This is a genomic window from Bacillus infantis (assembly GCF_050107595.1).
Lineage (GTDB): Bacteria > Bacillota > Bacilli > Bacillales > Cytobacillaceae > Bacillus_AB > Bacillus_AB infantis_C.
Genome location: NZ_JBNILH010000001.1, coordinates 479,578 through 504,019 on the forward strand (window position 1 = coordinate 479,578; position 24,442 = coordinate 504,019).

A 24,442-nucleotide genomic window follows, 5' to 3' on the forward strand; every position below is an offset into this window, starting at 1 on the left:
GAAGGGGTTCACTTGGCAGATAAAAACAAGCTTAGAAATGAAGTAAAAGAGAAGCTTTCGAAAATAGCTAAACAGGAATATGAACAATATTCCTATCAGCTCGCACAAAGGCTATATAATGAAGAAAACTGGAAAAAGGCAGATACAATCGGGATAACTGTTTCCAGGTTTCCTGAACCGGATACCCTGCAGATTATCCGCCGCGCCTGGGAGGAAGGGAAAAGAGTCGCAGTCCCTAAGTGCTTTCCTGCGGATAGAAGGATGGAATTCAGGATGCTGTCTTCCTTCCTTGAGCTGGAATCCGTGTACTATGGCTTATTGGAACCGATTGAATCGTTGACAGAAAAGATTGAGCCGGAGGAAATCGGCCTGACGATTGTCCCTGGCCTTGCTTATTCTTCCGGCGGCCTGCGGCTTGGCTTCGGGGGAGGCTACTATGACCGCTGGCTCGCTGGATATGACGGGAACACCATTGCCCTTGCCTTCCGCATGCAAATGGTTGCTGAATTGCCTGTTGAGCCCCATGATAAAAAAATTGATATGATCATTACAGCTCCTGATGATGTTTGATTTTTTATGGCTGTCAGCTTTTGTGCTGCTTGCATCTATCCTAAGCCTGAAACTGCGGCTTCTGGCTCCATCAGGGAGCACTGCAGCCGCAGCAGCGGGGATATGCATAGCATTTGGAACCGGCTGGCAGGGTCTTGCTCTATTGGGGCTGTTTTTTTTAACATCCAGCTTATGGTCGGTTTATAAAAAGAATCAAAAAACAGCGATGGAAGAAAAACAGGGAAAAGGAGCGAGGAGAAACTGGCTTCAGGTCGCAGCCAATGGGGGGCTTGCTGCGGTTTTCAGCATCATATACGCGTTTGACCCGCAGATATTGTGGCTTTCCGCCTTTTCTATTTCCCTGGCCAGTGCCAATTCTGATACCTGGTCTTCTGAAATAGGGGCTTTGAGCAAGTCCTCCCCAATCTCCATCAGGACATGGAGAAAAGCAGCAGCAGGGACATCCGGAGCAGTCAGCGTCCTTGGATCGGCTGCAGGTGCAGCAGGCTCGCTTATTATAGCTGGCGGAGCATTTTTGCTTTTTTCTATTCCATCAGGGCATATGATAGCCATCTTTCTGTTCGGATGCATCGGGAATATACTGGATACCTTTATTGGCGCCTATTGGCAGGCTTCATACAGATGTGCCTTCTGCGGGGCCGATATGGAAAAAAGTAAACATTGCGGAAGCCGGGCCGAATTGCTTACCGGGTTCAGGTGGATGACCAACGATGCCGTCAATTTTGCAAGCGGGTCAGCTGCTGCCCTTCTGGGGATCGGCTGCCTGCTTTGGCTGTCATAGTACATACAGGAACCCGCTGCAATCATTGAATGGATGGATAATATGGAGTTTTTCGTTAAAAATAATCTCAGGAGGGATGATGTATGTCACGGATTATTTCCATATTAGCCATTGGCGTAGGGGGATATTACCTTTATCAAAACCGTTTTCGCGTGGTGAATATAGTGCTGGGAAGCTCTGTCCTGCGCCGTCTGTTTGTTACTTCATTGATGAATGTACCAGGCGTAAGGAATAAAATGATGAAATCGGTTTTCTCCGGAAATACAAGCTGGTAAGCTTGCCGGAATTGTCAGGAAAAAGGTCCAGTAAGGGCCTTTTTATTTTGGGAAAATGCCGTTCAATTTGTTTAAGTCTGTTTAGGATGGGGGGAAATAAGGAAAAAATGTATAACTGCTGAACGTTCAGGGGCCGGTGCTAGACAAAAGGAGAGGGCATTGCCTATAGTGTAAGAGGATAATTGCGCCGGAGTTGCCAAAGAAAGTAGGGGAAGCATTGGTATACATGGAAGATTATTTATTTTGGAGGCTGGCCTATTTTTTGATAGCCGAAAAAGATTACAGGCTTGTGCAGATGTCGAAGAGCCAGAATGAAATCTGGCTCGAAAAGCTGGAAAGCAAGGATACACAGGTCGTCAGGCTGCTGCGGAGAAATCTGGATTGGGGAAATTCACTTCAGCGCGATATTGATCTCACTGCAGCAAATGGAGAAAACATAAGGAAGCAAGTCAGAAAAAGAGAGCTGACTATCCTAAATATATATGTAACAGCTTATCCCCCGGTTGATGATTATACATTCAGGCTTGATTTGCCTTCCGGTGCAGGAGACAAAACGAAGGTGGCCAATATTCTGATTGACCGGGCAGGCTATGAAGAGGGACTGAAGCAAGCAGGGGATTTTCTCAAGACTTCCATTTCATTTGATTTAAAGCAGGAATATGAAGAAGCTGAAGTTGAAAGCATAAAGCGTGCTGCCCTGGGAAAAGCAGCTGATAAAGTTAAAGCAGAAAAGGCAGTCTTTAATCAGGGGAGGCCGATTTTCACTTACCTTTTTATCTTTATCCAGGCAGCCATGTTCTTTTGGCTGGAAGCCAATGGAGGAAGCGAGAAAACCTCTGTGCTGATTCAATATGGGGCAAAATACAATCCGCTCATTTTAGAAGGGGAGTGGTGGCGTTTCTTCACACCGATTGTGCTTCATATCGGGCTGCTGCACCTTGTCATGAATACATTGGCCCTTTATTATCTGGGAACAGCTGTAGAAAAGATATATGGAAGCACACGATTCCTGTTCATTTATATATTGGCCGGCTTCATGGGCGTCCTGGCCAGCTTTCTGTTCAACTCAAGTGTTTCTGCTGGTGCAAGCGGGGCCATTTTTGGCTGTTTCGGGGCACTTCTCTATTTTGGCCTGATTCAGCCCAAACTCTTTTTCAGGACCATGGGGCTGAACATCCTGATTGTACTCGGCATCAATCTGCTTTTTGGTTTTTCTGTACCGGGCATTGATAATGCCGGTCATCTTGGCGGCCTTGCAGGAGGGTTCCTTGCAGCGGGAATGGTCAATTTGCCCCGAAAAAGAAGATACGGTATACAGCTCCTTTTCCTTGTTCTGGCTTCTGCCGTTATTTATACCGGGCTTTCATACGGCTACAGTCCTGACAGGGAGCTTGATGAGGAATCTGTATTCATAATGGCACAGGAATATACCAAGAACAGGGAATATGAAAAAGCATACAGCCTTGTAAGTGAAAAGGTGGAAGGCTCCGAAAGCTCTTCTGCTGAAATGCAGCTCCTTCTGTCCTATCTGGAGCTGGAAAGAGGAGAAGCAGTAAAAGCGAAGAAAAGGCTCGAGGAGCTTGTCAATGAGCATCCGGATCTGGATGGGGCGTATTATTACCTTGCCGTTATATCCTATAATGAGCAGGATCCGGCAAAGGCTAAAGAGTATGCAGAGCAGGCTATTGAACTGAACCCTTCCCAAGAGGATTATAAACGCCTGCTTGAAATCAGCAGGACTGAGGCGCAGCTTGAATAAAGCTGTGCTTTTTTGTTGTATAGGAAATTATAAATTGTAAGTTTTGTGGATTTATCAATTCTTGATCAAAGTCCAGCAGCTGCGCCGAGGTCACAAGCCACATCTCCCAAAGAACGCCTTTCCGGGAGTTCCGTCTTGAGTCACCCAGGAAGCTGGTCATGCAGACGTTGCCACAGAACGTGGCGTTTTAGTCTGTGTTCCTTAAGGGGTGATCAAGGCGCTTGCGCTTTTGTTTCTGCAGTACAGCCTGTCAGGATAACTGCACAAGTGAGTCTTTCTTAAAGATAAAGTGGATAATTTTCCGGCATAGTATGTTTTTTCCAACCATTGTCTATGATGAGACTATTGTTTGGAATAATATGTTCATATTGTCAGGATGTGTTGAAGATGGAAGAAACGAAAAAGCGTGTCAGCCCCGTTCTCCGGGAGAATACAGCCTATCTGAAAGAGGCGCTTGGGGTTGATAAAAGCTTTGATGTGATTCAGCTGAATGTGGAATATGCTGAAAGGGAAATGGCACTGTATCTGGTTGATGGGTTTGTAAAAGATGATATTCTCCATTATCTGATGAAATTGCTTTCAAGCCTGGATAAAGAACAGCTGGAAGGGGACACCCTGGCAAAGCTTGTCAAAACCTACATCCCGTATGTTGAGGTAGAGACCCTGGATGATCTGGATAAGGTTGTGGATGCTGTACTGTCAGGCCCTACTGCTTTGCTTGCAGATGGAGTGGAAAAAGCGATCCTGATTGATGCGCGGACCTATCCTGTCAGGGGGCCGGAAGAGCCTGATACGGAAAGGGTTGTCAGGGGATCAAGGGATGGATTCGTTGAAACACTCGTCTTCAATACAGCCTTAACACGGAGGCGGATCCGTGACCGTACGTTGCGCATGGAATATATGCAGGTAGGGAGAAGGTCAAAGACTGATATTGTGGTCAGCTATATCGAGGACATTGCCGATCCGGATACGGTGAAGAAAATAAAGGAAGCACTATCAAAGATTGATACGGACGGCCTCCCAATGGCAGAAAAAACAATTGAGGAGTTCATTTCAGGCAGGCACTGGAACCCGTTCCCCATGGTCAGATATACTGAACGCCCCGACACAGCAGCGACCCACTTGTTCGAAGGCCATGTATGCATTATGATCGATGGCTCGCCAAGCGTGATGATCACCCCGACCACCTTCTGGCACCATCTTCAGCATGCAGAAGAGTACAGGAACAAGCCAATGATTGGGGCATATTTGCGTTTCGTCCGTTTTTTGGCTGTCTGGGCATCAATCTTCCTGCTTCCGTTTTATTATCTGCTGGCCATAAAGCCTGAATTGCTTCCGGAAGGCCTCGCCTATATCGGTCCGAATGAAATGGGGGAGCTGCCCCTTATCCTGCAGTTCCTGATTATAGAGCTTGGGCTCGATATGCTCCGGATGGCGGCCATACATACGCCTTCCGCACTTGCAACAGCCCTGGGGCTTGTTGCAGCACTGATGATCGGACAGGTGGCAGTGGAGGTGGGATTGTTTATTAATGAGGTTGTATTGTACCTCGCCATCGCGGCAATCGGCACCTTTTCAACTCCAAGCTATGAAATGAGCCTTGCCAACAGGCTTGTTAGAATATTTCTGCTGCTGGCCACAGCAGCATTCCATGAATATGGTTTCATACTTGCTGTAACATTGCTGATCTTTATGCTCGCGAGAATTAATTCATTTGGCGTCCCATACTTATGGCCGTTTCTTCCGTTTAATTTAAGGGCATTCAGGGATGTCCTGCTCAGATCGCCGATTCCTCTGAAGAACAGGCGTCCGCGGTTTCTCCATCCTAAAGATCCTGATCGTTGAAGGATGCAGGGATACCGGCAAAAGCCCCTCTTAGTTGGAGGGGCTTTTTTAGTTGGCTTTTTTGTGTGAAACTTTGTTACCGCAGCCGAATGAATAAACCTAATGGTTTGGGAGACGAAATGGGAAACTTTATCTCGTGCCGTCAGGTCTGCAAGGCACCCTGAACTGCTGGCCGTGCCACTAACTGTCCTGTTCCATCTTAAAAAGACCTCAAGCTGCGGTTTTCCATTGAGATAGCCATGTTTTTCGATTATACTTTTAGTGATGTAACCGCTGCAAAAATATGAAAGCAAACCAATAGTAAGAGGGTTGAGAATGAAAAGCATTTATGATGTACAGCAATTTTTAAAAAAGTATGGGACATTCATTTACATTGGCGACAGGTCGGCTGACCTTGAGCTGATGGAAGAGGAGCTGATGGAGCTCCGCCAGTCCCAGCTGATTGACCCAAAGGATTTTCAGACTGCCATTTTGCTCGTCAGGCATGAAAGGCAGCTGCTTCATAAAAACAAACGATAGAAGGAAAAGGTGACAAAAATGGCTGAAAAATGGCTGATCGGAGTGGATTTGGGAGGAACGACAACCAAATTGGCTTTTTTAAATTTTTACGGAGAAATCATTCACAAATGGGAGATCCCGACTGATAATTCTAATTTTGGCAAGAATATTACCATTAATATTGCCAAAGCAATCGACCAAAAGCTTGAAGAACTGGATCACAGCAAGGAGAATGTTGCCGGTATCGGCATGGGAGCCCCTGGCCCGGTAGATCTCGCTTCAGGTGTCGTTTATAATACTGTGAATCTTGGCTGGAAAGATAATTATCCTTTAAAGGATTTGCTTGAAGTGGAAACCTCTTTGCCGGTCATCATAGACAATGATGCCAATTGTGCCGCTTTGGGTGAAATGTGGAAGGGTGCCGGGGATGGCGCTAAAGACCTTGTGTGTGTCACACTTGGAACTGGAGTAGGCGGTGGGGTGATCGCCAACGGGGATATAGTCCAGGGAACAAGCGGAGCAGCCGGGGAAATCGGTCATATTGCCGCCATTCCTGAAGGCGGTGCCCCCTGCAATTGCGGCAAAACCGGCTGCCTGGAGACGATCGCTTCTGCTACTGGTATTGTGAGGATTGCGCTGTACAAGATGAAAAAGGGACAAGATGAAGGCATGCTGCATGAATTGCACAGGAATAATGGATCCTTATCTGCTAAAGATGTCTTCGATGCAGCCAGACAGGGCGATGATACAGCCGGCAAGGTTATTGAAGAAGTCTCCTTCCATCTGGGGCTTGTAATGGCCAATATAGCCAATACACTCAATCCGGAGAAAATCGTACTCGGGGGCGGCGTTTCCAAAGCCGGAAGCATACTGCTGGATCCGGTCAAAGCCCATTTTACCCGCTTTGCTTTTCCGAGGGTTGCCGAGTCCACGTCGATCGATATTGCCACTCTTGGCAATGACGCCGGGGTCATTGGCGCTGCCTGGCTTATCAAAAACAAATGATCAAAAAAAAGCCTTCTGCCTCTGCAGAAGGCTTTTTTTTTGTGATGAAAACAGGAGATACAGGAAGAATTTCTGCGATTTAAGGATGGGGAAAAAGGAAACCATAAAATCAAAGTAAAAAGTCCCCTTATGGCGGGAGACAGTCATCAGACTATAGAAGCATTTTTGGCGGAACAGGACAAACCAGAAACCTTTCATTGTTTGAAACGTCTAATAAGATGGGTAAGAAGGGATCAGCCAATAACCTATTATACATTCAAAATGTAAAGGTAAAATTGATTTTTTATTGAGAAAGCATTAAGATTATCTTTGTTGTTTCCATAATTTAGCAGATGCTTGTCTTTCATTCGGCAATGCAGGGAGGTATATCATGGGGAATAAAAGATGGCCTGCACTCCACCTGATTGGATTTGCGGTAGCAGTGCTCTGGCTTAAAACCTATATCGCCTATAAAACTAGCTTCGATATAAAAATTGAGAATTTCAAACAGGAATTGATCCTGCTGATCAATCCACTTAGCTTTTTGATGTTTGTACTGGGATTCGGGCTTTTTATGAAGAAGAAAAACCAGGTCAGGTATATTATTATTTCCAGCTTCATTATATCAGCGGTCCTTTTTGCAAATGTGGTCTTTTACCGGTTTTTCAATGATTTTCTGACGGTCCCGGTCCTGTTTCAAACGAGCAATATGAGCGATCTTGGAAGCAGTGTGAGCGAGCTGCTTAACTTGACTGATTTGCTTTATTTTGCAGATTTCATTATTCTGGCCATCATCATGATGTTCAGACCTCAGAGCCTGGTGTACCGCGAACCTTCCCAAAAGAACCGTAGGGCATTTTTCCTGGCGGCCGTCGCCATTGCCTTTTTTAATTTAGGGCTTGCAGAAACCGAGCGTCCCCAGCTGCTGACACGAACCTTTGACAGGGAAATGCTGGTCAAGAATATCGGCACCTATAATTATCATATTTACGACGTTTTCCTGCAGTCAAAATCGTCAGCACAGCGGGCCTTGGCTGATGGAAGCGAATTGACAGACATAGGCAATTATGCGCGCGCCAGCTATGTTCCCCCGGAGGATGATATGTTCGGCATTGCCAAAGGGAAGAATGTCATCCTTATTTCAATGGAATCCACCCAGAATTTTGTCATCAATGAAAAGGTCAACGGGCAGGAAATCACACCTTTTTTAAATGACTTCATAAAAGAAAGCTACTATTTCAATAATTTTTACCATCAGACAGCACAAGGGAAAACATCTGACTCTGAATTCCTTGTGGATAATTCCCTTTATCCTCTCAGCAGGGGAGCAGTATTTTTCACACATTCCGGGAATAAATTTGCCGCTGCCCCTGAAATTCTGAATCAGAACGGATATTATACAGCATCACTCCATGCCAACAATAAGAGCTTCTGGAACAGGGATATCATGTATGACTCATTTGGGTACCAGCGTTTTTATTCTCTTCCGGATTATGAGGTGACTGAGACCAATTCAGTCGGCTGGGGGATGAAAGATATCGATTTCTTCGAACAGTCGATACAGCACTTAAAGGAAATGCCTGAACCTTATTATGCAAAATTCATCACACTGACCAACCACTTCCCTTTCGAGCTTGGGGAAGAAGATCAGTTCATTGAACCGTATACGTCCGGCAACAAGACAGTTGATAACTATTTCCCGACTGTCCGCTACACTGATGAAGCCATTAAAAATTTCATTCAGAAGCTTAAAGATGAGGGCATATATGAAGATTCCATCATCATCCTATACGGTGACCATTACGGGATATCAGAGAACCATAATAAAGCGATGGGAGAATTCCTCGGTACAGAGGTTACTCCGTTTGTAAGCACCCAGCTGCAGAGGGTCCCTCTCATCATTCACATTCCCGGCCAGGAGGGAAAAACGATTTCGAAAGTGTCTGGTCAGATCGATTTAAAGCCGACCATACTCCATCTCCTCGGCATAGATACCAGGAATGACATCGATTTTGGGGCAGATCTGTTTGCAAATGACCGCCAGGAGTTTACAGTGCTCAGGGATGGCAGCTTCATTACAAAAGACTACATTTATACCCGGGACACCTGCTACAGCAAGGAAACCGCCGAACCGGCGGACGCAGCAGCCTGTGAGCCATATATAGAGAAAGCGAAAAATGAACTTGAATATTCCGATAAAATTATTTATGGTGACCTATTAAGGTTTTATGAGGATTCTCCGTATATCAAACACAAGGGCAATAATTGAATCACAAGAAAAAAGGGGCTGCCAGTGAAAATGCAGCTCCTTCTTTTATGGACTGTAATGATTGGCCTCTTTCCGTCATACATATGAGAAGATGGAAAGGGGGATCTTCATGAAAGTAGCAGTCCGATCAGGCGATTCTTTTTGGTATTACAGCAGTCTTTTTATGGTGCCCGCAGGCCTTTTGGCTGATTCCAACCCCGGGGTGGATCCAGCGAGGCTGCAGATCGGCCAGGAAATAGCGATTCCCGGCTTTACTGTACAATCCTATATAATCCGCGAAAATGATACCTTCTGGAAAATAAGCGCCTCCCGCAGCCTTTCAGTGGATGCCCTGCTTCTCCTGAACCAGGATGTCAACCCAAACAGGATTCAGCCCGGAGAGGAAATACTGATTCCTGTGAGAGCAGTTTCCCCGGTTGTAGATGGGCGGAGAAAATATACATTTGGGCAGCTTGAAACTGATATCAGGGAGCTTGCAGACATCTTTCCCTTCATAAAGGTAGGTTCAGCAGGGGAAAGTGTCCTCGGGAAGACCCTCTATGAAATCAGGCTGGGCAATGGGAGCAAGAAGGTGCACCTGAATGCCTCATTCCATGCTAATGAATGGATTACATCATCTGTATTGATGCTCCAACTGAACGCATTCCTGCTGTCTCTAACCAACAGCACCCCGATAAGGGGCATCATGACACTTCCTTTGTATGATTCAGTCGATCTATCCATCGTACCGATGGTAAACCCGGATGGGGTGAACCTGGTCCTGCAAGGGCCTCCCGGGGGAATGGAAGGAGAACTGGCAGAAATCAACAGGGGCAGCCTGGATTTTACAGGCTGGAAAGCGAATATACGGGGAGTTGACCTGAATAATCAATTTCCGGCCAAGTGGGAGGTTGAAAAGGAGAGGAAGGAAGAGAAGGGGCCAGCACCAAGGGATTTTCCGGGAACCGCACCTCTGACAGAACCTGAGGCTCAAGCGATGGCGGCACTCGCGCGGGAGCGGGACTTTGGCAGGATGCTTGCATATCATACCCAGGGCGAAGAATTTTATTGGGGATACGAGGGCTTGGAGCCGCCTGAATCTGCCGTGCTTGCCAGCGAGTTTGAGAGGGTGAGCGGCTATGAGCCCATCCAGTATGTAGACAGTTTTGCAGGATACAAGGATTGGTTTATAAAAGAATTCGACAGACCCGGTTTTACGATTGAATTGGGAAAAGGGATCAATCCGCTTCCTTTGTCACAGTTTGATGAAATTTATGAAGAAACGCTCGGCATCTTCCTCGCTTCCATATATATGTAATTTATATATTCGCCGATTATCGGTTTAAAATTTATTGTTATTAAAATATAATATATTTGTAACATAAAAGATAAATTTACTTGGAAACCATTTATAGCCTCAGAAGGGAAAAAGGATGTGTGGAATGAAATATGAAGACTCTCACCAATTTTTTAAGTTTCTAGGCCCATTCCTGTTTATATTTGCTTTATCCACACTCTTCCTTTTCGGGTGCAGCCCCGAACCTGCCAGCCGGGATAACGGGGAAAATGGGAAAGATCAATCGGCGCCTCAGACAGCTGATAAGGGGCAGGGAGAACAGGAAGAAAAATTCAAAGTGAAGCCTGTAACCGTCGAAGAGGGGGAAATCCAGTCCATCAACGGATGGGTTGGAAAGAACATACTTGCCTTTACTGTCGCGGGACAGGAAGGAACAAAAGTGATTACCCATAATATTAAATCAGGGAAACAGCAAACAATCTATGAGGGTGAAGATTCGATCGCTGCTGTAACAGTCAGCCCATCAGGGAAATTTCTGCTCATCCAGTCACCGCATGCCGGCAATGAAAGTACCATAACCATCATTGATCACAAAGGAGCCCAATTAGCTGAAGAAACCATGGAGCTGTATGAGCTTGCAGTTGAATGGAATCCTTTTGACGAGAACAGCCTCCTGCTTTCAGTGTTCAATGAGGATTGGGAGTTTCAGGTGTACCGCCTCCAGATCAGCGAGAAGAAGCTTGAAAAGATTAAACTGCCTGAGCCTTTTGCCCAATGGATCTCCAAGGATAATTTGTTTTACCTGGATTGGAGCGAGCAAAGCCCTTCTCTCTTTGCTCCTATGAAAGCGATAGGGCTTTTGAATGGAGAGGCCGAAACTGTCCTTGATGATCTGATTAAAGCAGAAGCCCTGCCTGAAGGCATTGTGGCTCTTTCTGTCGATCAGGAGCAGGAAGGGATGGCAGAGTATACCTTCTATGACGATAGCTTCCAGCTTGTATCTTCTTTTTCAATGCCTCATTTGACAAGATATTCGGATTGGCTGGTTCCTTACTATGCATATGATCAATCTGCCGGTAATTTTTATACCTTTGAACCGCTTTACAGTGCAGAAGCAGATGCCTACGCAGAAGGTTTCAGGCTGATCAGCTACAACCCTGATGAACAGACCAGGGATACTATATTCGAGGAGATGGAAAACGAGCCTTTGAGCTGCTCTCCTGAAGGCAGCTGGTGCCTGTACGGGTTTTATTTTGAAAAGCTTCTGAATATGACTGATAAAACAACGGTTGATCTTGTGAACAAAGAATAGTTTTCCCTTTCGTTTAAATAAGGAAAGGTCTACAATACAAAATGAAACCTCTTTGCTCTATAGAGGCTTTGAATATGATTGAAAGAGTGATGTAAGTGGCTATTGCAGATGTAACAATCATTCCGATCGGAACTGATTCGCCAAGTGTCAGTGCATATGTGGCAGATATTCAAAAAGTCCTGCAGAAGTTTGAAAGCGAAGGGCTGATCAGGTTTCAGCTGACCCCTATGAGCACGCTTATTGAAGGAGAGCTGCCGGATTTATTCAAGGTTATCGAAGCGATGCATGAAGTGCCGTTTGAAAAAGGGCTTGCACGTGCTGCAACCAACATCCGGATAGATGACAGGCGCGATGTTGCAAGAAAGATGGAAGACAAGGTGGCTAGGGTGCAAAGCCGCCTGGAGGAATTGGAATAAGAGAAAAACAGGGCTGCTTTCAAGCAGTCCTGTTTTTCTGTGAAAATAAAAAAAGCTTGCTGCAGGGCAGAAGCTTTTTTCAATGCATTAGTGCGCCGCCGGAAAACCGTGGTGAATAAGAGTCATAACTGCAAACCAGCCGAAAACGGCAAAAGAGCCTCCCCCGAACACAATTCCTAGGAGATTCTTATTTTTAAGCGCAGAGAAGGTGCCGTATGCTGCCAGCAGAGAAACTAAAGCAAAGACAATGACCAAGCCCATGTTGAAAAGCCCCCTTTATCGTATGATCAGATTAGTAAAATCCGTATGTAAGTAATGGTTTACATTCGTTATTATTATATATTTTATATACCCAATTTGTCGAGGTCTAAAAATGACACTTCTATGTCGTATGCCCTTGCAATCCCTGAAGCCAGCTCCTTCAGATGCACCCCGATAAAATAAACGTGCCCGCATGCCGGGGAAGAGGATGCCGCCAGATGCTCTTCTAATTGCAGCAGGGCCATCTCCCGCTGGGTCGGATCCCCGACAGTTATGGCAAATGGGAGAACAAGCTCCAGCCAAAGATAGTATCCCCCGTTTTCAGAAATGGTTCCGCAATCATCAAAATGTTCCCCTATAATGGCATCTTCCAGGCTTATGAGGAAGTGCTGGTCTTCGAGCAGATGCCCTTCTTTCAGCAAAAAGACCGCTGTCTCCCTATCCTGTGCAGAGTCGTACAAATATATGGTGCCTGCTGTATCCTTCAGGTTTGTTTCAGTTCTGAGCAGTAAATCAAACTCCGGCAATTCCTCTATAAGGCTTGAAGCCTCTGCCGCATAAACAATCTTCATTTCAGCACCCCCAACCCCCAGGTTTATTTTTACAGCCGTATGCAATCAGCTTTAGTCGGTATTAGTAATAGTGTAAAATATACGTAAATAAATGTTCAACTGGAGGCTTTTTAAATGGAGTGGAAACAGATACCTTTAGGTCCGATTCAGACAAACAGCTATGTTCTTTCAAGAGAGGATGGAACCTGCCTGGTCATAGATCCGGGCGGAGAGGCGGCAAAGCTGGCGGGATATATTAAAGGCAATAAGCTGAAGCCGCTTGCTGTGCTGCTGACGCATGCCCATTTTGATCATATTGGAGCATTGGATGAAATCAGGGAAGAATTCGGCTGTCCTGCTTATCTTCATAAAAAGGAAGCTTCATGGCTGCGTGACCCTTCCCTGAACGGCTCACAGTTTTTCAGGATGGGCAAGGTCACTGCCAAGCCTGCGGAGAATTTTCTTTCAGGAGATCAGGAAATGAAAATCGGCGCGTTTTCATTCAAAATTCTTGAGACGCCCGGCCATTCGCCTGGAAGTGTTTCATTCTACTTCCCCGAGTCCGGCCTGGTAGCTTCAGGGGATGCTTTGTTCAGCGGAAGCATAGGAAGGACAGACCTTACCGGCGGAAACCATGAAAAGCTGCTGAAGAGCATCCACGACAAGCTTCTGGTTCTGCCGGAGGATACCCTGGTCCTGTCAGGACACGGGCCTGCTACTTATATCGGACAGGAAATGGACTCCAATCCATTCCTTAATGGATTCTGAGCTATTACATAAAGGCGGGGATGAAGGGTGCTGGAACTTTTGACTGAAATCATCAGCCGCAGCCCATCGGGAAGGATAACGGCTGAGCAGTTTATGGATATCGCACTATACGACGAAAACAAAGGCTATTATATGGTTCCCGGGCCGAAAGTCGGCCGCAATGGGGATTTCATCACTACAGTAAATATTTCTGATATCTATGGAAGGGCTGTTGCCATGTGGTATTTTCGCCAAACACAGGAGCGGGGGCTCCCTTCCTGTGTATGTGAAATCGGGGCCGGTGACGGCCGTTTTGCTTTAGCATTCATTGACGAGTGGAATAAACTGTCAGGGGAGCCTGTCACCTATTTTATCAAAGAAGAAAGCCCATATCATATATGCCTGCAGTCCTCTCTTTTAGGAGCCCGTGTTCAGCAAATCGATTCGCTCGGGGAAATTATGCCTTTTTGCGGTTTGATTTTTTCTAATGAATTATTCGATGCCCTGCCGGTCAGAGTGGTCGAAAAACAGCAGGGGAGCATGATGGAAATTATGGTTGCAATGGAAAACGGGAAGCTTAAGGAGGAAGCTGTTCCCCTTGAGGACTCTGCTGTCCTTGCCTACATAAGGGATAACGGTCTTAAGTTAAAAGAAAATCAGCGCCTGGAGATCCCTCTAAGGATGATTGAATTGATTTCCTCCATTTCTGCAATGCTTCAGAAGGGGATTGTCCTGACTGTGGATTATGGATATACAGATGAAGAATTGATGGAGCCTGCCAGGAAAAGAGGAAGCTTAAGGGGCTATTCAAATCATAAGCTGATCGAGGATTTCTTAAGCAGTCCCGGCAAAATGGACATAACCAGCCATGTCCATTTCGATTCTTTTATCCGTGAAGGAGAGAAGCGGGACTTGAAGTTTGAAGAAAAGTACAGGCAGGATGAATTCCTCCTTTCCTGCGGCATCCTGAGGGCTCTGCAAAATCATGATGATCCTGATCCCTTTTCTGCAGCCAGCAGGCGGAACCGGGCGATCAGGCAGCTGATCATGCCTTCCGGGATGAGTGCTGCCTTTCATAGCATCGTGCAGACGAAAGGGCTGGGTGCAGGATAAGAAAAGCGCAAGCGCATTGCTCCCTTAAGGAACGCAGACGCTGCTGGACAGTAAATCAAGTTTAAAAAAATATACTTTTTTATCTTGAAATAAAAAAAAGCGATGGGTATCCATCGCTTTTTTTTTGCGCACATTAGTGCCCTCCGGCTCCTGGGGTCATCATAAAGGTTGACCAGTAGGTGAAGCCAACAAAGAAAACGGTTAAATAAGCGCCAAAAATATAAATATACATACGTTCGGAAAGCTTTAAATAGCTTAGAAGCAGGAAAAATCCTGTTTGGCCGAAGAAGATTAGAGACGTTGTATACATGTCCCCCAAGAAGAACATGACAGCAAAAATGCCCGTCCAGAATCCCAATACTCTGTACATGCGATCCATATGTATCCCTCCTTTAAAGCAAGCAGTTCAATCACTACCATATTATAAAGTAATTCTTATTAAAAAGTAAACAACTCTTTGCTGTTACTTTGTAACCGCTGCATAGTATGAGCATGATTTGCAGTTATTCATCATGTTCTCCGTTTCAGCCAGTTCGGCCGAAGGAAAAAGTGCACCGAGCATTCCTTCCAGGTATTCAAAGTGCATTTCGCACACAGCGGCCGGATGCTTGGCTGCCACCTCTTTAAAAGGGCAGTTGTAAATTTGGAAGTATATTTTGTTTTTTTCCGCATTCATGCTGAACTCAGGGAAAAATCCAGCCGCCATGGCCGCACCCTTTAACATGAAGAATCTTTCATCAAAAGAAAGGTCTTCCTCTTTTTTTCCCTGCCTGTTCAATTCTTGTATAAGAAGCTCTCTGCCAAATTTCCTTCCGGTCTCCTTCAGGGCTTTTTTGCCGGCATCACCAAGATCCATCATTGATTCAATGCTGATTCTTGCAAGCAGCTGGAAATCCCGGAATGGGAAATTCATCTGTATCAATTCATCAGAGAGCTTATAGTGCCTGCTTGGCCTTCCCCCTTTTCCCGTCTTGCCTGATTCGGAAACCAATAAACCGGCATCTTCCAATTTTGACAGATGCAGGCGGGCAACATTTGCATGGATGCTGAAGTTTTCAGCCATTTCCTGGACAGTGACATCCTTGTGCTTCTTTGTTATGAACTGATAAATATGATAGCGGGTTGGATCAGCCAGCACATTAGTCACCTTTAGTATTTGATCCATTCCATCACCTCCACCCAACCACTTCCATTATAATACAGCGGCAGCAGAAATAGAGAAGGGAAAAATGAATGTTAGAAAAAAGTTCACAAAAAAGTATAGAATAACAGGTGTAATTTACTGTACAAAGGTTATACAAATGATGTACAATTCATTTAACAACAAACTAACTAACTACTAAAAACCAGAAAAGTGAGGGATATAAATGAATGAACTGACTTTCTTCACCTACCCGAGCTGTACATCATGCCGAAAGACCAAAAGCTGGCTCAAGGCAAACTCAATTGACTTTTCAGAAAGGCATCTGTTCCGTGAAACACCATCCAGCAAAGAGCTGCTTGAAATCCTGTCTTTGACAACAGAAGGCCTGGATGAAGTTCTGGCAACCCGCAGCAGCACCTTTAAAAATTTAAACATCGATGTGAATGAACTCTCTCTGTCAGAGGTTGTTAAAATGATCGTGGAAGAGCCTAAGCTGCTGAGAAGGCCCATCCTGACTGACGGGAAGAAGCTGGTCGTCGGCTATAATCCCGATGCATTAAAAGGGATTGCCAGCAGGAAAGAAACGCTGAAGCTGAGCAGCTGAACAGGAAAAGGGGAATCAGCCATGCTGATTCCCCTTTTTCTGCCGCTTGAAACTGGGCTAGCTGGATTCGAACCAACGCATGACGGAGTCAAAGTCCGTTGCCTTACCGCTTGGCTATAGCCCACTGCTGCTGTGTAATCATAGTATATGGAAAAGCGGAGATCCTATGCAAAAAAATAAAAATATAAGGAGGAAATTTGCAGGTTCTGTCGAAATAAGTATTATCCCAAAGAAAGGCGGTGTTATATGGTTGAGTAAAATTGAAAGATTGGCCGACAGCATTGTATGTGATGCGGTCAGGAGAAATGCCTCGGATATTCACATCCTCCCGCGCAGGCATGACACTCTGGTCCAGCTCAGGATCGCTGACAGGCTCTTATCGCGGCAGGTGCTGCCGACCGATGAATGTGAGAGGCTGATTTCCCATTTCAAGTTCTCTGCTTCAATGGATATCGGCGACCGCAGAAGGCCGCAAAGCGGCGCGTATTCACTGGAGATTGATCAGAAGCTGATCGGCCTCCGATTGTCCACCCTTCCTTCTTCCCGCCATGAAAGCCTGGTCATCCGCATCCTTCCCCAGGAAGACAATATCCACATCTCAAAGATCTCCCTGTTCCCGGCTATGTCGAATAAGCTCCTGGCACTGCTGAAGCATGCCCATGGACTGGTTCTCTTTACCGGTCCGACCGGCAGCGGAAAAACGACGACCCTTTATTCCCTCCTTCATGAAACTTCATCGTTATTCAAAAGAAATGTCATCACGCTTGAGGACCCGATCGAGAAGGACAGCGACCTCGTGCTTCAGGTGCAGGTAAATGAAAAAGCAGGAGTGTCATATGCATCAGGGCTGAAGGCCATCCTGAGGCATGATCCGGACATCATTATGGTCGGTGAGATTCGCGATGCAGAGACGGCGGAAATTGCCGTACGGGCTGCGCTGACAGGCCATCTGGTGCTGAGTACAATGCACACCCGGGATGCCAGGGGTGCCATATACCGGCTGAGTGAGTTCGGGATTGGATGGCAGGAGATTGAGCAGACCCTGATAGCAGTAACAGCTCAGCGGCTCGTGGAACTGTCATGCCCGTACTGCAGCGGCACCTGCCCGCCGCACTGCCAGGGTGCCTCAGCGGGAAAAAGGGCGAGTGTATTTGAGCTATTAACAGGCAAAGCCCTTTCTGCGGTCATGAAGGAGGCCAGGGGGGAAGGGAGCCCCTATCAGTATCCTACTCTGAGGAATGCCATCCTCAAAGGAATTGCGCTTGGTTATATCAAGAAGACGGAAATGGATCGGTGGGTGTATAATGAGGACTCGTAAATGGACGCTGGATGAACAGGCGGGGTTCCTGAAACGGACAGGCGAACTGCTGCAGAGGGGCTACCCGCTCAGCGAAGCAATTGAATCCCTTGCCTATCATCTGCCTGATTACAGAAAAACCGCAATTTCAGATAGTCTCAATGATTTGAAAGAGGGGCATCCTTTTTTCCGGATCCTCACAAACCTCAAGTTCAACCCCACTTTAATCGGCTATGTCTATTTTGCCGAGCAGCATGGCGGTCTTGCAGAAGCCTTTATAGACGGCAGCGCTATTATGGAAAGAAGAAGCAGGGATATCAGCAGCCTCAGAAAAATCCTCTATTATCCGCTTTTCCTGATGTCAGCCACATCTATTCTTTTTTTCTTTGTGCATCAGACTCTCCTCCCCAGATTTACTTCTCTGTTTTCTTCCATGGATTTAGAAACCAATTTCTTTACTGAAGCGGTAATGCTTGCAGGTGCCGCGGCCCCTATTTTTGCTGTCCTCTTCCTTGCCATCACAGCAGCCACATTTATGTATTATTGCTTTAAGTTCAGGCATCTCCCCCAGATTGACCAGAAACGGCGCCTGGCCATGCTCCCTGCAGCCGGCCCTCTGCTCCGGCTGTTTTACACCCAGTATTTCACGGCCCAGCTTGGCTATCTATTGGGAGGGGGGCTCTCAGTCTCTGAAGCTCTTCTCTTATTCCAGCGAAATCCCCAGCAGCCTTTTTACAGTGAACTGGGAGAATCCTTAAAAATCAGGCTTAGAACAGGGGAGAAACTGGATGATATTTTGTCCGGCTTTCCTTTTTTTCAGGAAGATCTCCCCCGGATCATCCGCCATGGCGAGAGAAACGGGAAGCTCGGACAGGAGCTGAGGTTCTACAGTATCCACTGCATGGAGGCATTCGAGCAGAAGATCACTGCAGGCCTCAAAATCGTCCAGCCAGTATTATTCTCCCTCATCGGCGCGCTCGTGATATCCATGTACCTGGCCGTGATGCTTCCCATGTTTCATTTACTAAATGGATTATAAAGGAGAGGAACAAATGAAAAACGAAAAAGGCTTTACCCTTATAGAAATGATGATCGTTCTGCTTGTCATTTCTGTGCTGCTCATCATAACCGTGCCGAATATCACCAAGCATAATTCCAAGATCAACAGCAAAGGCTGCGAAGCATTCATCAAGATGGTCCAGGCCCAGGTCCAGTCATATGAGATAGAGCATAAAAAATATCCTTCAGGAATGGAGGAGCTTGTTAGCGAGGGATATTTAAAAGAAGGCGAAACTTCCTGTCCGAACGGCAGCAGCATCTCTATCAGTGAGGATGGGGAGGTCATACAGCTGAATAATGGCTAAAGGGGAAAGGGGATTCACACTCGTTGAAACACTGCTTGTCTTCTCAATATTCCTTCTGATCTCTTCTTTGGCTGCTGCATATATCGGCCCTCAGGCAAGCCGGCTTGAAAGCAGGCTGTTCTTGTCTCAGCTTCAATCAGACCTCTTTTTCGCACAGCAGTACGCGATTACCCGCCAGCAGACCATTTCCTTTTATGTTTTTCCGGACGAAAACCGTTATATAGCCGTCCCGCCCGATTCTGCCGCCATTATCGACAGAAGCTATGAGGAGGATATCACCCTATACGAAGATACAATGAAATTATCCTTCCGTTTTCTTCCAAGCGGGAATTTAAGCAGTTTCGGTTCAATGTATGCCGAAGTCGGAGGGGACACATACAGGATTACGTTTTTAATAGGGAAAGGAAGGTTTTATATTGTTAAAGAATGAAGGCTTCTTTCTTGCGGAGCTTATCCTCAGCCTGTCTGCCTGGCTTGTTTCAGCCTGTGTGCTGTTTCCGCTGTTCCTGCATGCGTCAGACCAGGCGGAGGAACACAGAAAAAGCTCTGAAGCGGCTCAGATCTTATATGAATATCTTCAGATGAAAGCTGCTGGATCAGCCCCTTCTATGCTTGACCATGAAGCCTATCCCATAGAGGAATTGGAATTGGCTGCTCTGGCCGTGGAGGTTTGTGTTCATTATGAGAAAAAGAACAGGCAAAAAGAAAAAATTTGTGACATTTATTTTAAAGAGTAACGGCTTTACACTGGCTGAGATGCTCTTCAGCTTCAGCATCTTCATCATCATAGCTTCCCTGCTCCCCCTTTCGCTCAGATTTCTGGCTGATGGGGATGCTTCAGAAATGAGGCTGCAAAGAATGGAATGGGAAATCTTTTCTGCACAGCTGAAAAAAGAGGTTCATATGAGCGGCAATATTCAAGTAAATGAAGGGCGGCTTACGCTCGCGGGGAGCGGCGAGTCTGTCAGCTTCGAAAAATACGGCAGCAATCTCAGAAGGAGGGTTAACGGGAAAGGGCATGAAGTGGTTTTACAGAATATCCAGGCCGCCTCTTTTTCCTTTCAGGGCAAGAGCCTGCTCGTAGAAGCACAAAGCCGCAGCGGGGAGAAGTTTTACACAGTGATTGTGCCATTTATCGAGGTGAACCAGAATGCTCCGGAATGAAAAAGGGTTTGCTTTTCCTTTGTCTCTGAGCATTCTTCTGGCTTCATGCTTATTTCTTCTTATCCTGCTGGGACAGAATGTGTCAGAAGCAAAGTTACTGAACGAAAAAGAACAAATTCTCAAACAGGATTATTATTTGCTCAGCTCTGTCAAAAGGCTTGAGAGGCACCTGGCGGATATGGGGGAGGAAGAGACCCTTCAGCCTGGCAGCTTTACCTTTAAGGAAGGGACTGTGACATATACAATGACAGAACTGGCGGGCTCACTCTTTGAAATCTCTTTTACCTTGGTTATAGGATCTCAGACACCGATCGTTTCGTATGCTTTTTATGACAGAGACCGCGGAAAAATGATAAAATGGACAGAAAAAAAGTGAACGGAGATCCGCCTGATGAATACAATCTACTTAATCGGCTTTATGGGAGCGGGGAAGACAACTGTCGGCAAAGAGCTTTCCTCGGCCCTTGGAAAGCCTGTCTTTGATATGGATGAGGAAATAGAAAAGGAAGCAGGTATTAGCATCAAGGAGATGTTTGCCCAAAAAGGCGAGGATTATTTCCGGAAGCTGGAGACGCAAATGCTCGAGCGATTGTCGGCAAGGGATATTATCGTCACTACAGGGGGCGGTGTCGTCTTAAGGGAGGAAAACCGCGAGCTTCTAAAAAACACAGGAACTGTCCTGTTCCTGCATGCCTCGCCTGAGGAAACCATTAAAAGGCTTGCTGCCGATACGGCACGTCCGCTGCTCGAAGGCGGGCTTGAACAGAAAGTCAAAGTTCTCTATCAATCGAGGCTTTCATTGTATAAGGAAGCCGCCGACCATATCATTGAGACTGATGGGAGGACAATTGGTTCCATCGCTGCAGAAGCGGAGCTGTGTTTGAAAAGCTGACGGCCGGGACATACTTTGACTAAAGCGAGGTGTGTACGATGAAGACCAATGATTATGTGAAATATGTCACCCAGACTTTCGTGAAGTATATGGACCAGCCGAAGGATGAGCGGAAAAAACAGAAGGAAAGCCGCAAGGATGAAAAAGAGCCGTTCCTGTTTAAATGGTTCGGAATTATTCCATATGCACTGCTGGCTGGGCTGAAAAAAAGAAAAGAGGCAAAACGGCAGTAGAAAAAGCTGTATGAGCTGGCTTGCCTGAGAAATCAGGAAAGCATGCCAGCCCGGGAGCAGGCAATGAAAGTGCTTGTAATAAAAGAAGAGAAGTGCGGGCCGGGCCTGCACTTCTCTTTTTTTCGGGAGATAAAGAGAGATATACTGGAAACTATCAAGGGGTGATGATGAGGAAGTACAGCCTTAAGATACTCCCTTATCTTGTACCAGCTTATGCTGCAGCAGGAGAAGGGGAGCGGCGAATACCGGACAAGCATTGAAAATGTGTAAAAGCCATGCTGTTTCAGCCTAAACGGCCGCATCTGTCAGATAGAAAAGCCCGCCATTCACGATGCTGATATTAACTTTTGGCTCATATTGCTCCTGCAGGGCGGCTTTTTCATTTTCATATGTCTCGTTCGGCTCTTCCATATCTTCATAAAAATGTTCAAGAAGATCAAGATCCTTTTTCCACCGTTCCCTTGCCTCGTCAGCCCATCCGTGCTCCTCTGAATCAATCTGCGACTTCAGGAACCCTTCAATCCTGCTGATGCCGCTCTTTGGCATGATCAGAGGCGACAATGTAAACGAATAGTCGGGAATCTTTGGTGTTAGCTGCAGCTGGAGAAGGCGGTCATGGAAGTCTTCCACCATTTGGCCATTGAGGAGCTGCAGTCCGATCGATTTGAATACATCTCTTTTCCTGTCGCATTGATAAGAAATTCTTACATTCATGCAAAGCCATGGCCTTAAAGGCGTCTGCCTGCCCGGCGGGGAAGTATGCTGTTCGTACAGGCGGATGTAGCCTGCAAGGCTCCGTGCTGATTGAAATATCTGATGCAGGCGCGGAGAACCGAAATGAATGGTTTCCCCCTTTAAATCAGGAGGCGCAAGCTGCCGGTTAGTAATGAACGTCAGCTTCATCGGGTTCGGAATGCCGCCGGTTTTCTCGAGATAATGCCAGTAGAAAGGACGGTTCATCAGCTCTTTATCAAGCTCAATGGTCAGCTGGACCGTCATATAGCCTGGCCCCTCCTCAGTAATATCACAGCCGTTTGCGGTAAAATAGCGTGCCAGGAATTTACGTATTTCCTGCTGCTGCATGTGCGCCATCCTCCTTCATTTCTTCAGCAAGCTGAATCATGCTATTCAAGTTCTCCATTTTGATTCTCATCTCTCCCTCTGAAGCCGACCTTCCGAAAATATCTGTCAGATGGTCCTCAATGCTTCCGAAATCAAGCTTGGCGAGGATATCATCAAGCTCCCCGATGACTTTTTCAAACAGATGAATCTTCTCATACAACAGTTTGAGGATATGTTCTTCAACAGTATCTTTAACTGCGAAATTATAAATCATCACATCTTTTTCCTGGCCCAAACGGTGGATCCTTCCGATCCTCTGTTCAAGGCGCATCGGGTTCCATGGCAGGTCATAATTGATAATATGGTTGCAGAATTGGAGGTTGATCCCTTCACCCCCAGCCTCTGTGGCAATCAGGACCTGGACATTGTTCTTGAACAGCTCTCTCATCCAATCCTTCTTTCCCCTCTTGAAGCCGCCCCTGAAGGGGACTGAACTGATGCCGTGCTGCTTTAGAAACCATTGAAGGTAAAGCTGGGTCGCCCTGTATTCCGTGAAAATGATGACCTTGTCGTCGATGCCTTTGATGAGCTCGAGTGCTTTTTCTGCTTTGGAATTTCTCTGTACCTTCTCCACTTTGCTGACCAGGAACTGAATCTGTTCTTGAAACATATCGGAAGGTGCTTCCTGGCGGGCAGCCATATTGCGGAGCGTATAAAAGACTGCCTCCCGGCTGCTGCAGGCCTCCCGCTGCAGGGTCATGACGGAGAACTGGCTTGAATTGACCCAATCTCCTTCTCCCCTCAATTCTGTGACAGACTCGTACAGATCTCTTTCTTCCGCAGTAAATTCAATCGGAATGGTCTCTACATGGCGTTTTGTCCATTCAATCCCGGTATCAGCCCGCCTGTTCCGGATCATCACTTTATTGACCAGCTCTTTCAGGTGGGCATTGTCATCAAGCGAGCGTGAATCCTTTTTATATTTTTCGTAAAAAGCTGTTTCATTTCCCAAATGGCCTGGCTTTAACAGTGAAACGAGGTTGAAAATCTCGCTTATCCTGTTCTGGATCGGTGTAGCAGTTAGGAGCAGGCAGAATTTCTTTTTCAAGCTTTGGACAAATTCATAGTTTTTCGTTTTGCTGTTTTTCAGCTTATGTGCTTCATCGATGATGATTAAATCATAATCAAGGGAGAAAATGATATCGCGATGCGGATTCCTTTTGGCTGTATCAATGGAAGAGACCACTACGTCGCACTGCTCCCACACATAAGCCTTGCGCTGGGCAACTGCTGGTATGTAGAATTTTGTGTTCAGCTCGATTTCCCACTGGGTGACAAGAGAGGCTGGAACCAGGATAAGGACTTTTTTCACGAGACCCCTGATCATATATTCTTTTAAAATGAGTCCCGCTTCAATCGTTTTTCCGAGCCCGACCTCATCGGCCAGTATCGCTTTTCCGTTCATATTTTCAACTACCTGCCTGGCAACTTCCAGCTGGTGGGGGAGCGGCGTCAGGTCAGGCAAATGCCCGGGAGCCTGGAGGCCATTGAATTCGGGAATGATGGTATGCTGCTCGACCTCTGCTGCAAGTCTGTAAAGCTCCCAATTCCCCCATGGTCCGTCATTGGATATTCTTGATAGAAACTCGGTTTGCCATGTAGAATCAAAATCGATCTGAACTGGCATGGAAAAACAGCTCCTTTGCTTGTAGTTAAGCCCCTCTGGGCAAAGCCATCCGGGGAGTCTTGCAGGTAAAAAGAAGCGTCTCAAATTATATATTGCCCAATCTGAAATAGGATGGTAGGATGATAATAGCTTTGAATGTTTAGAAATTTGTCATTAAACAAATTTTGGCTCCGAACGGCCATCTGCAGCGTGAAGCTGCTGATTCTTCATTGAATAGTATGGCCATATTGGAAAAAATTATAAATGCGGATGAGAATAAGGGGAGAGACTGTGTATACAGCGCCGAAGGAGCAAGCATTCATGTGAATCTCTCAGGCAAAAGAACCCTTGTTGGACGC

The 24,442-nt window shown here is 46.3% G+C and carries 29 protein-coding genes, 1 tRNA gene and 1 riboswitch; of the genes, 23 read left to right on the top strand and 7 right to left on the bottom strand.

Annotation, left to right across the window (positions count from 1 at the left end):
- Positions 1-12 precede the first annotated feature (12 nt).
- The 11 genes from ACQCVH_RS02375 (at position 13) to ACQCVH_RS02425 (ending at position 11,985) form a co-directional block, all read left to right on the top strand.
- Positions 13-570 (top strand): 5-formyltetrahydrofolate cyclo-ligase, encoded by a 558-nt coding sequence (locus tag ACQCVH_RS02375; protein ID WP_426834275.1) that lies wholly within the window; start codon positions 13-15, stop codon positions 568-570.
- Complete coding sequence (locus tag ACQCVH_RS02380) at positions 560-1,351, top strand: DUF92 domain-containing protein (RefSeq protein WP_426834276.1); 792 nt, start codon at positions 560-562, stop codon at positions 1,349-1,351. Before ACQCVH_RS02375 ends, ACQCVH_RS02380 begins: the two co-directional genes overlap by 11 nt.
- 83 nt (positions 1,352-1,434) lie before the next feature.
- Positions 1,435-1,626: a hypothetical protein gene (locus ACQCVH_RS02385; protein WP_224899072.1), complete on the top strand. Its 192-nt coding sequence runs from the start codon at positions 1,435-1,437 to the stop codon at positions 1,624-1,626.
- A 226-nt stretch (positions 1,627-1,852) separates the two neighbouring features.
- Positions 1,853-3,385: a rhomboid family intramembrane serine protease gene (locus ACQCVH_RS02390; RefSeq protein WP_426834277.1), complete on the top strand. Its 1,533-nt coding sequence runs from the start codon at positions 1,853-1,855 to the stop codon at positions 3,383-3,385.
- A gap of 387 nt (positions 3,386-3,772) precedes the next feature.
- Positions 3,773-5,230: a spore germination protein gene (locus ACQCVH_RS02395; RefSeq protein ID WP_257991811.1), complete on the top strand. Its 1,458-nt coding sequence runs from the start codon at positions 3,773-3,775 to the stop codon at positions 5,228-5,230.
- A gap of 315 nt (positions 5,231-5,545) precedes the next feature.
- Positions 5,546-5,749, top strand: a complete 204-nt coding sequence (locus ACQCVH_RS02400) for a YqgQ family protein (RefSeq protein WP_426834278.1) — start codon at positions 5,546-5,548, stop codon at positions 5,747-5,749.
- An 18-nt stretch (positions 5,750-5,767) separates the two neighbouring features.
- Positions 5,768-6,733 (top strand): ROK family glucokinase, encoded by a 966-nt coding sequence (locus tag ACQCVH_RS02405; protein WP_426834279.1) that lies wholly within the window; start codon positions 5,768-5,770, stop codon positions 6,731-6,733.
- 370 nt (positions 6,734-7,103) lie between these two features.
- The gene (locus ACQCVH_RS02410) at positions 7,104-8,981 is read left to right on the top strand and encodes an LTA synthase family protein (protein ID WP_426834280.1); all 1,878 of its coding nucleotides are present in this window, start codon (positions 7,104-7,106) and stop codon (positions 8,979-8,981) included.
- Between the two features lie 109 nt (positions 8,982-9,090).
- The gene (locus ACQCVH_RS02415; protein WP_426834281.1) at positions 9,091-10,278 is read left to right on the top strand and encodes a M14 family zinc carboxypeptidase; all 1,188 of its coding nucleotides are present in this window, start codon (positions 9,091-9,093) and stop codon (positions 10,276-10,278) included.
- 124 nt (positions 10,279-10,402) lie between these two features.
- Positions 10,403-11,569 (top strand): YqgU-like beta propeller domain-containing protein, encoded by a 1,167-nt coding sequence (locus tag ACQCVH_RS02420; protein ID WP_426834282.1) that lies wholly within the window; start codon positions 10,403-10,405, stop codon positions 11,567-11,569.
- Between the two features lie 95 nt (positions 11,570-11,664).
- Positions 11,665-11,985: an MTH1187 family thiamine-binding protein gene (locus tag ACQCVH_RS02425; RefSeq protein WP_257991805.1), complete on the top strand. Its 321-nt coding sequence runs from the start codon at positions 11,665-11,667 to the stop codon at positions 11,983-11,985.
- 87 nt (positions 11,986-12,072) lie between these two features.
- On the opposite strand, the gene ACQCVH_RS02430 is transcribed toward ACQCVH_RS02425, so the two are convergent.
- A complete protein-coding gene (locus ACQCVH_RS02430; protein WP_009794905.1) occupies positions 12,073-12,246 on the bottom strand; it encodes a DUF2759 domain-containing protein in 174 nt (57 codons plus the stop codon).
- A gap of 83 nt (positions 12,247-12,329) precedes the next feature.
- Positions 12,330-12,818, bottom strand: coding sequence for a hypothetical protein (locus tag ACQCVH_RS02435; RefSeq protein WP_426834283.1), 489 nt, complete (start codon positions 12,816-12,818; stop codon positions 12,330-12,332).
- Positions 12,819-12,932: 114 nt separating this feature from the next.
- On the opposite strand from ACQCVH_RS02435, the gene ACQCVH_RS02440 reads away from it, so the two are divergent.
- A complete protein-coding gene (locus tag ACQCVH_RS02440; RefSeq protein WP_426834284.1) occupies positions 12,933-13,565 on the top strand; it encodes an MBL fold metallo-hydrolase in 633 nt (210 codons plus the stop codon).
- Positions 13,566-13,592: 27 nt separating this feature from the next.
- Complete coding sequence (locus ACQCVH_RS02445; protein ID WP_426834285.1) at positions 13,593-14,657, top strand: class I SAM-dependent methyltransferase; 1,065 nt, start codon at positions 13,593-13,595, stop codon at positions 14,655-14,657.
- Positions 14,658-14,790: 133 nt separating this feature from the next.
- On the opposite strand, the gene ACQCVH_RS02450 is transcribed toward ACQCVH_RS02445, so the two are convergent.
- Both ACQCVH_RS02450 and ACQCVH_RS02455 read right to left on the bottom strand, forming a co-directional pair.
- Positions 14,791-15,036, bottom strand: a complete 246-nt coding sequence (locus ACQCVH_RS02450) for a DUF2626 domain-containing protein (RefSeq protein ID WP_009794909.1) — start codon at positions 15,034-15,036, stop codon at positions 14,791-14,793.
- Between the two features lie 84 nt (positions 15,037-15,120).
- Positions 15,121-15,822: a helix-turn-helix transcriptional regulator gene (locus ACQCVH_RS02455; protein ID WP_426834286.1), complete on the bottom strand. Its 702-nt coding sequence runs from the start codon at positions 15,820-15,822 to the stop codon at positions 15,121-15,123.
- A 202-nt stretch (positions 15,823-16,024) separates the two neighbouring features.
- Between ACQCVH_RS02455 and ACQCVH_RS02460 the strand changes: the two genes are divergently transcribed.
- Entirely contained in the window at positions 16,025-16,405 is a 381-nt protein-coding gene (locus ACQCVH_RS02460; RefSeq protein ID WP_224899111.1) for a Spx/MgsR family RNA polymerase-binding regulatory protein, read from the top strand.
- A gap of 52 nt (positions 16,406-16,457) precedes the next feature.
- Here the strand turns inward: ACQCVH_RS02460 and ACQCVH_RS02465 are convergent.
- Positions 16,458-16,529: transfer RNA gene (locus tag ACQCVH_RS02465), tRNA-Gln, on the bottom strand.
- Between the two features lie 126 nt (positions 16,530-16,655).
- Here ACQCVH_RS02465 and comGA point away from each other — a divergent pair.
- From comGA to ACQCVH_RS02510, 9 genes are read left to right on the top strand one after another with little or no spacing between them, the layout of a single operon-like run.
- Entirely contained in the window at positions 16,656-17,723 is a 1,068-nt protein-coding gene (gene comGA, locus ACQCVH_RS02470; RefSeq protein WP_426834287.1) for a competence type IV pilus ATPase ComGA, read from the top strand.
- On the top strand, positions 17,710-18,741 hold the full coding sequence (gene comGB, locus ACQCVH_RS02475; RefSeq protein ID WP_426834288.1) for a competence type IV pilus assembly protein ComGB: 1,032 nt from the start codon (positions 17,710-17,712) through the stop codon (positions 18,739-18,741). Before comGA ends, comGB begins: the two co-directional genes overlap by 14 nt.
- Before the next feature lie 13 nt (positions 18,742-18,754).
- A complete protein-coding gene (gene comGC / locus ACQCVH_RS02480) occupies positions 18,755-19,066 on the top strand; it encodes a competence type IV pilus major pilin ComGC (protein ID WP_426834289.1) in 312 nt (103 codons plus the stop codon).
- Positions 19,059-19,496 (top strand): competence type IV pilus minor pilin ComGD, encoded by a 438-nt coding sequence (comGD, locus tag ACQCVH_RS02485; protein WP_426834290.1) that lies wholly within the window; start codon positions 19,059-19,061, stop codon positions 19,494-19,496. The genes comGC and comGD overlap by 8 nt, the downstream gene beginning before the upstream one ends.
- Positions 19,483-19,803 carry a phosphatase gene (locus ACQCVH_RS02490; RefSeq protein ID WP_426834291.1) on the top strand — a complete coding sequence of 107 codons (321 nt, stop codon included), beginning with the start codon at positions 19,483-19,485 and terminating at the stop codon, positions 19,801-19,803. The genes comGD and ACQCVH_RS02490 overlap by 14 nt, the downstream gene beginning before the upstream one ends.
- Positions 19,748-20,230: a competence type IV pilus minor pilin ComGF gene (comGF, locus tag ACQCVH_RS02495; RefSeq protein WP_426834292.1), complete on the top strand. Its 483-nt coding sequence runs from the start codon at positions 19,748-19,750 to the stop codon at positions 20,228-20,230. The genes ACQCVH_RS02490 and comGF overlap by 56 nt, the downstream gene beginning before the upstream one ends.
- Complete coding sequence (comGG, locus tag ACQCVH_RS02500; RefSeq protein ID WP_426834293.1) at positions 20,217-20,606, top strand: competence type IV pilus minor pilin ComGG; 390 nt, start codon at positions 20,217-20,219, stop codon at positions 20,604-20,606. Before comGF ends, comGG begins: the two co-directional genes overlap by 14 nt.
- A 15-nt stretch (positions 20,607-20,621) precedes the next feature.
- Positions 20,622-21,122, top strand: a complete 501-nt coding sequence (locus ACQCVH_RS02505) for a shikimate kinase (RefSeq protein WP_426834294.1) — start codon at positions 20,622-20,624, stop codon at positions 21,120-21,122.
- A gap of 38 nt (positions 21,123-21,160) precedes the next feature.
- A complete protein-coding gene (locus tag ACQCVH_RS02510; RefSeq protein WP_426834295.1) occupies positions 21,161-21,355 on the top strand; it encodes a YqzE family protein in 195 nt (64 codons plus the stop codon).
- A gap of 288 nt (positions 21,356-21,643) precedes the next feature.
- On the opposite strand, the gene ACQCVH_RS02515 is transcribed toward ACQCVH_RS02510, so the two are convergent.
- Positions 21,644-22,438 carry a YqhG family protein gene (locus ACQCVH_RS02515; protein WP_426834296.1) on the bottom strand — a complete coding sequence of 265 codons (795 nt, stop codon included), beginning with the start codon at positions 22,436-22,438 and terminating at the stop codon, positions 21,644-21,646.
- On the bottom strand, positions 22,416-24,104 hold the full coding sequence (locus tag ACQCVH_RS02520) for a DEAD/DEAH box helicase (protein WP_426834297.1): 1,689 nt from the start codon (positions 24,102-24,104) through the stop codon (positions 22,416-22,418). The genes ACQCVH_RS02515 and ACQCVH_RS02520 overlap by 23 nt, the downstream gene beginning before the upstream one ends.
- Before the next feature lie 249 nt (positions 24,105-24,353).
- Positions 24,354-24,441, top strand: a riboswitch (glycine riboswitch).
- Position 24,442: the final 1 nt, after the last annotated feature.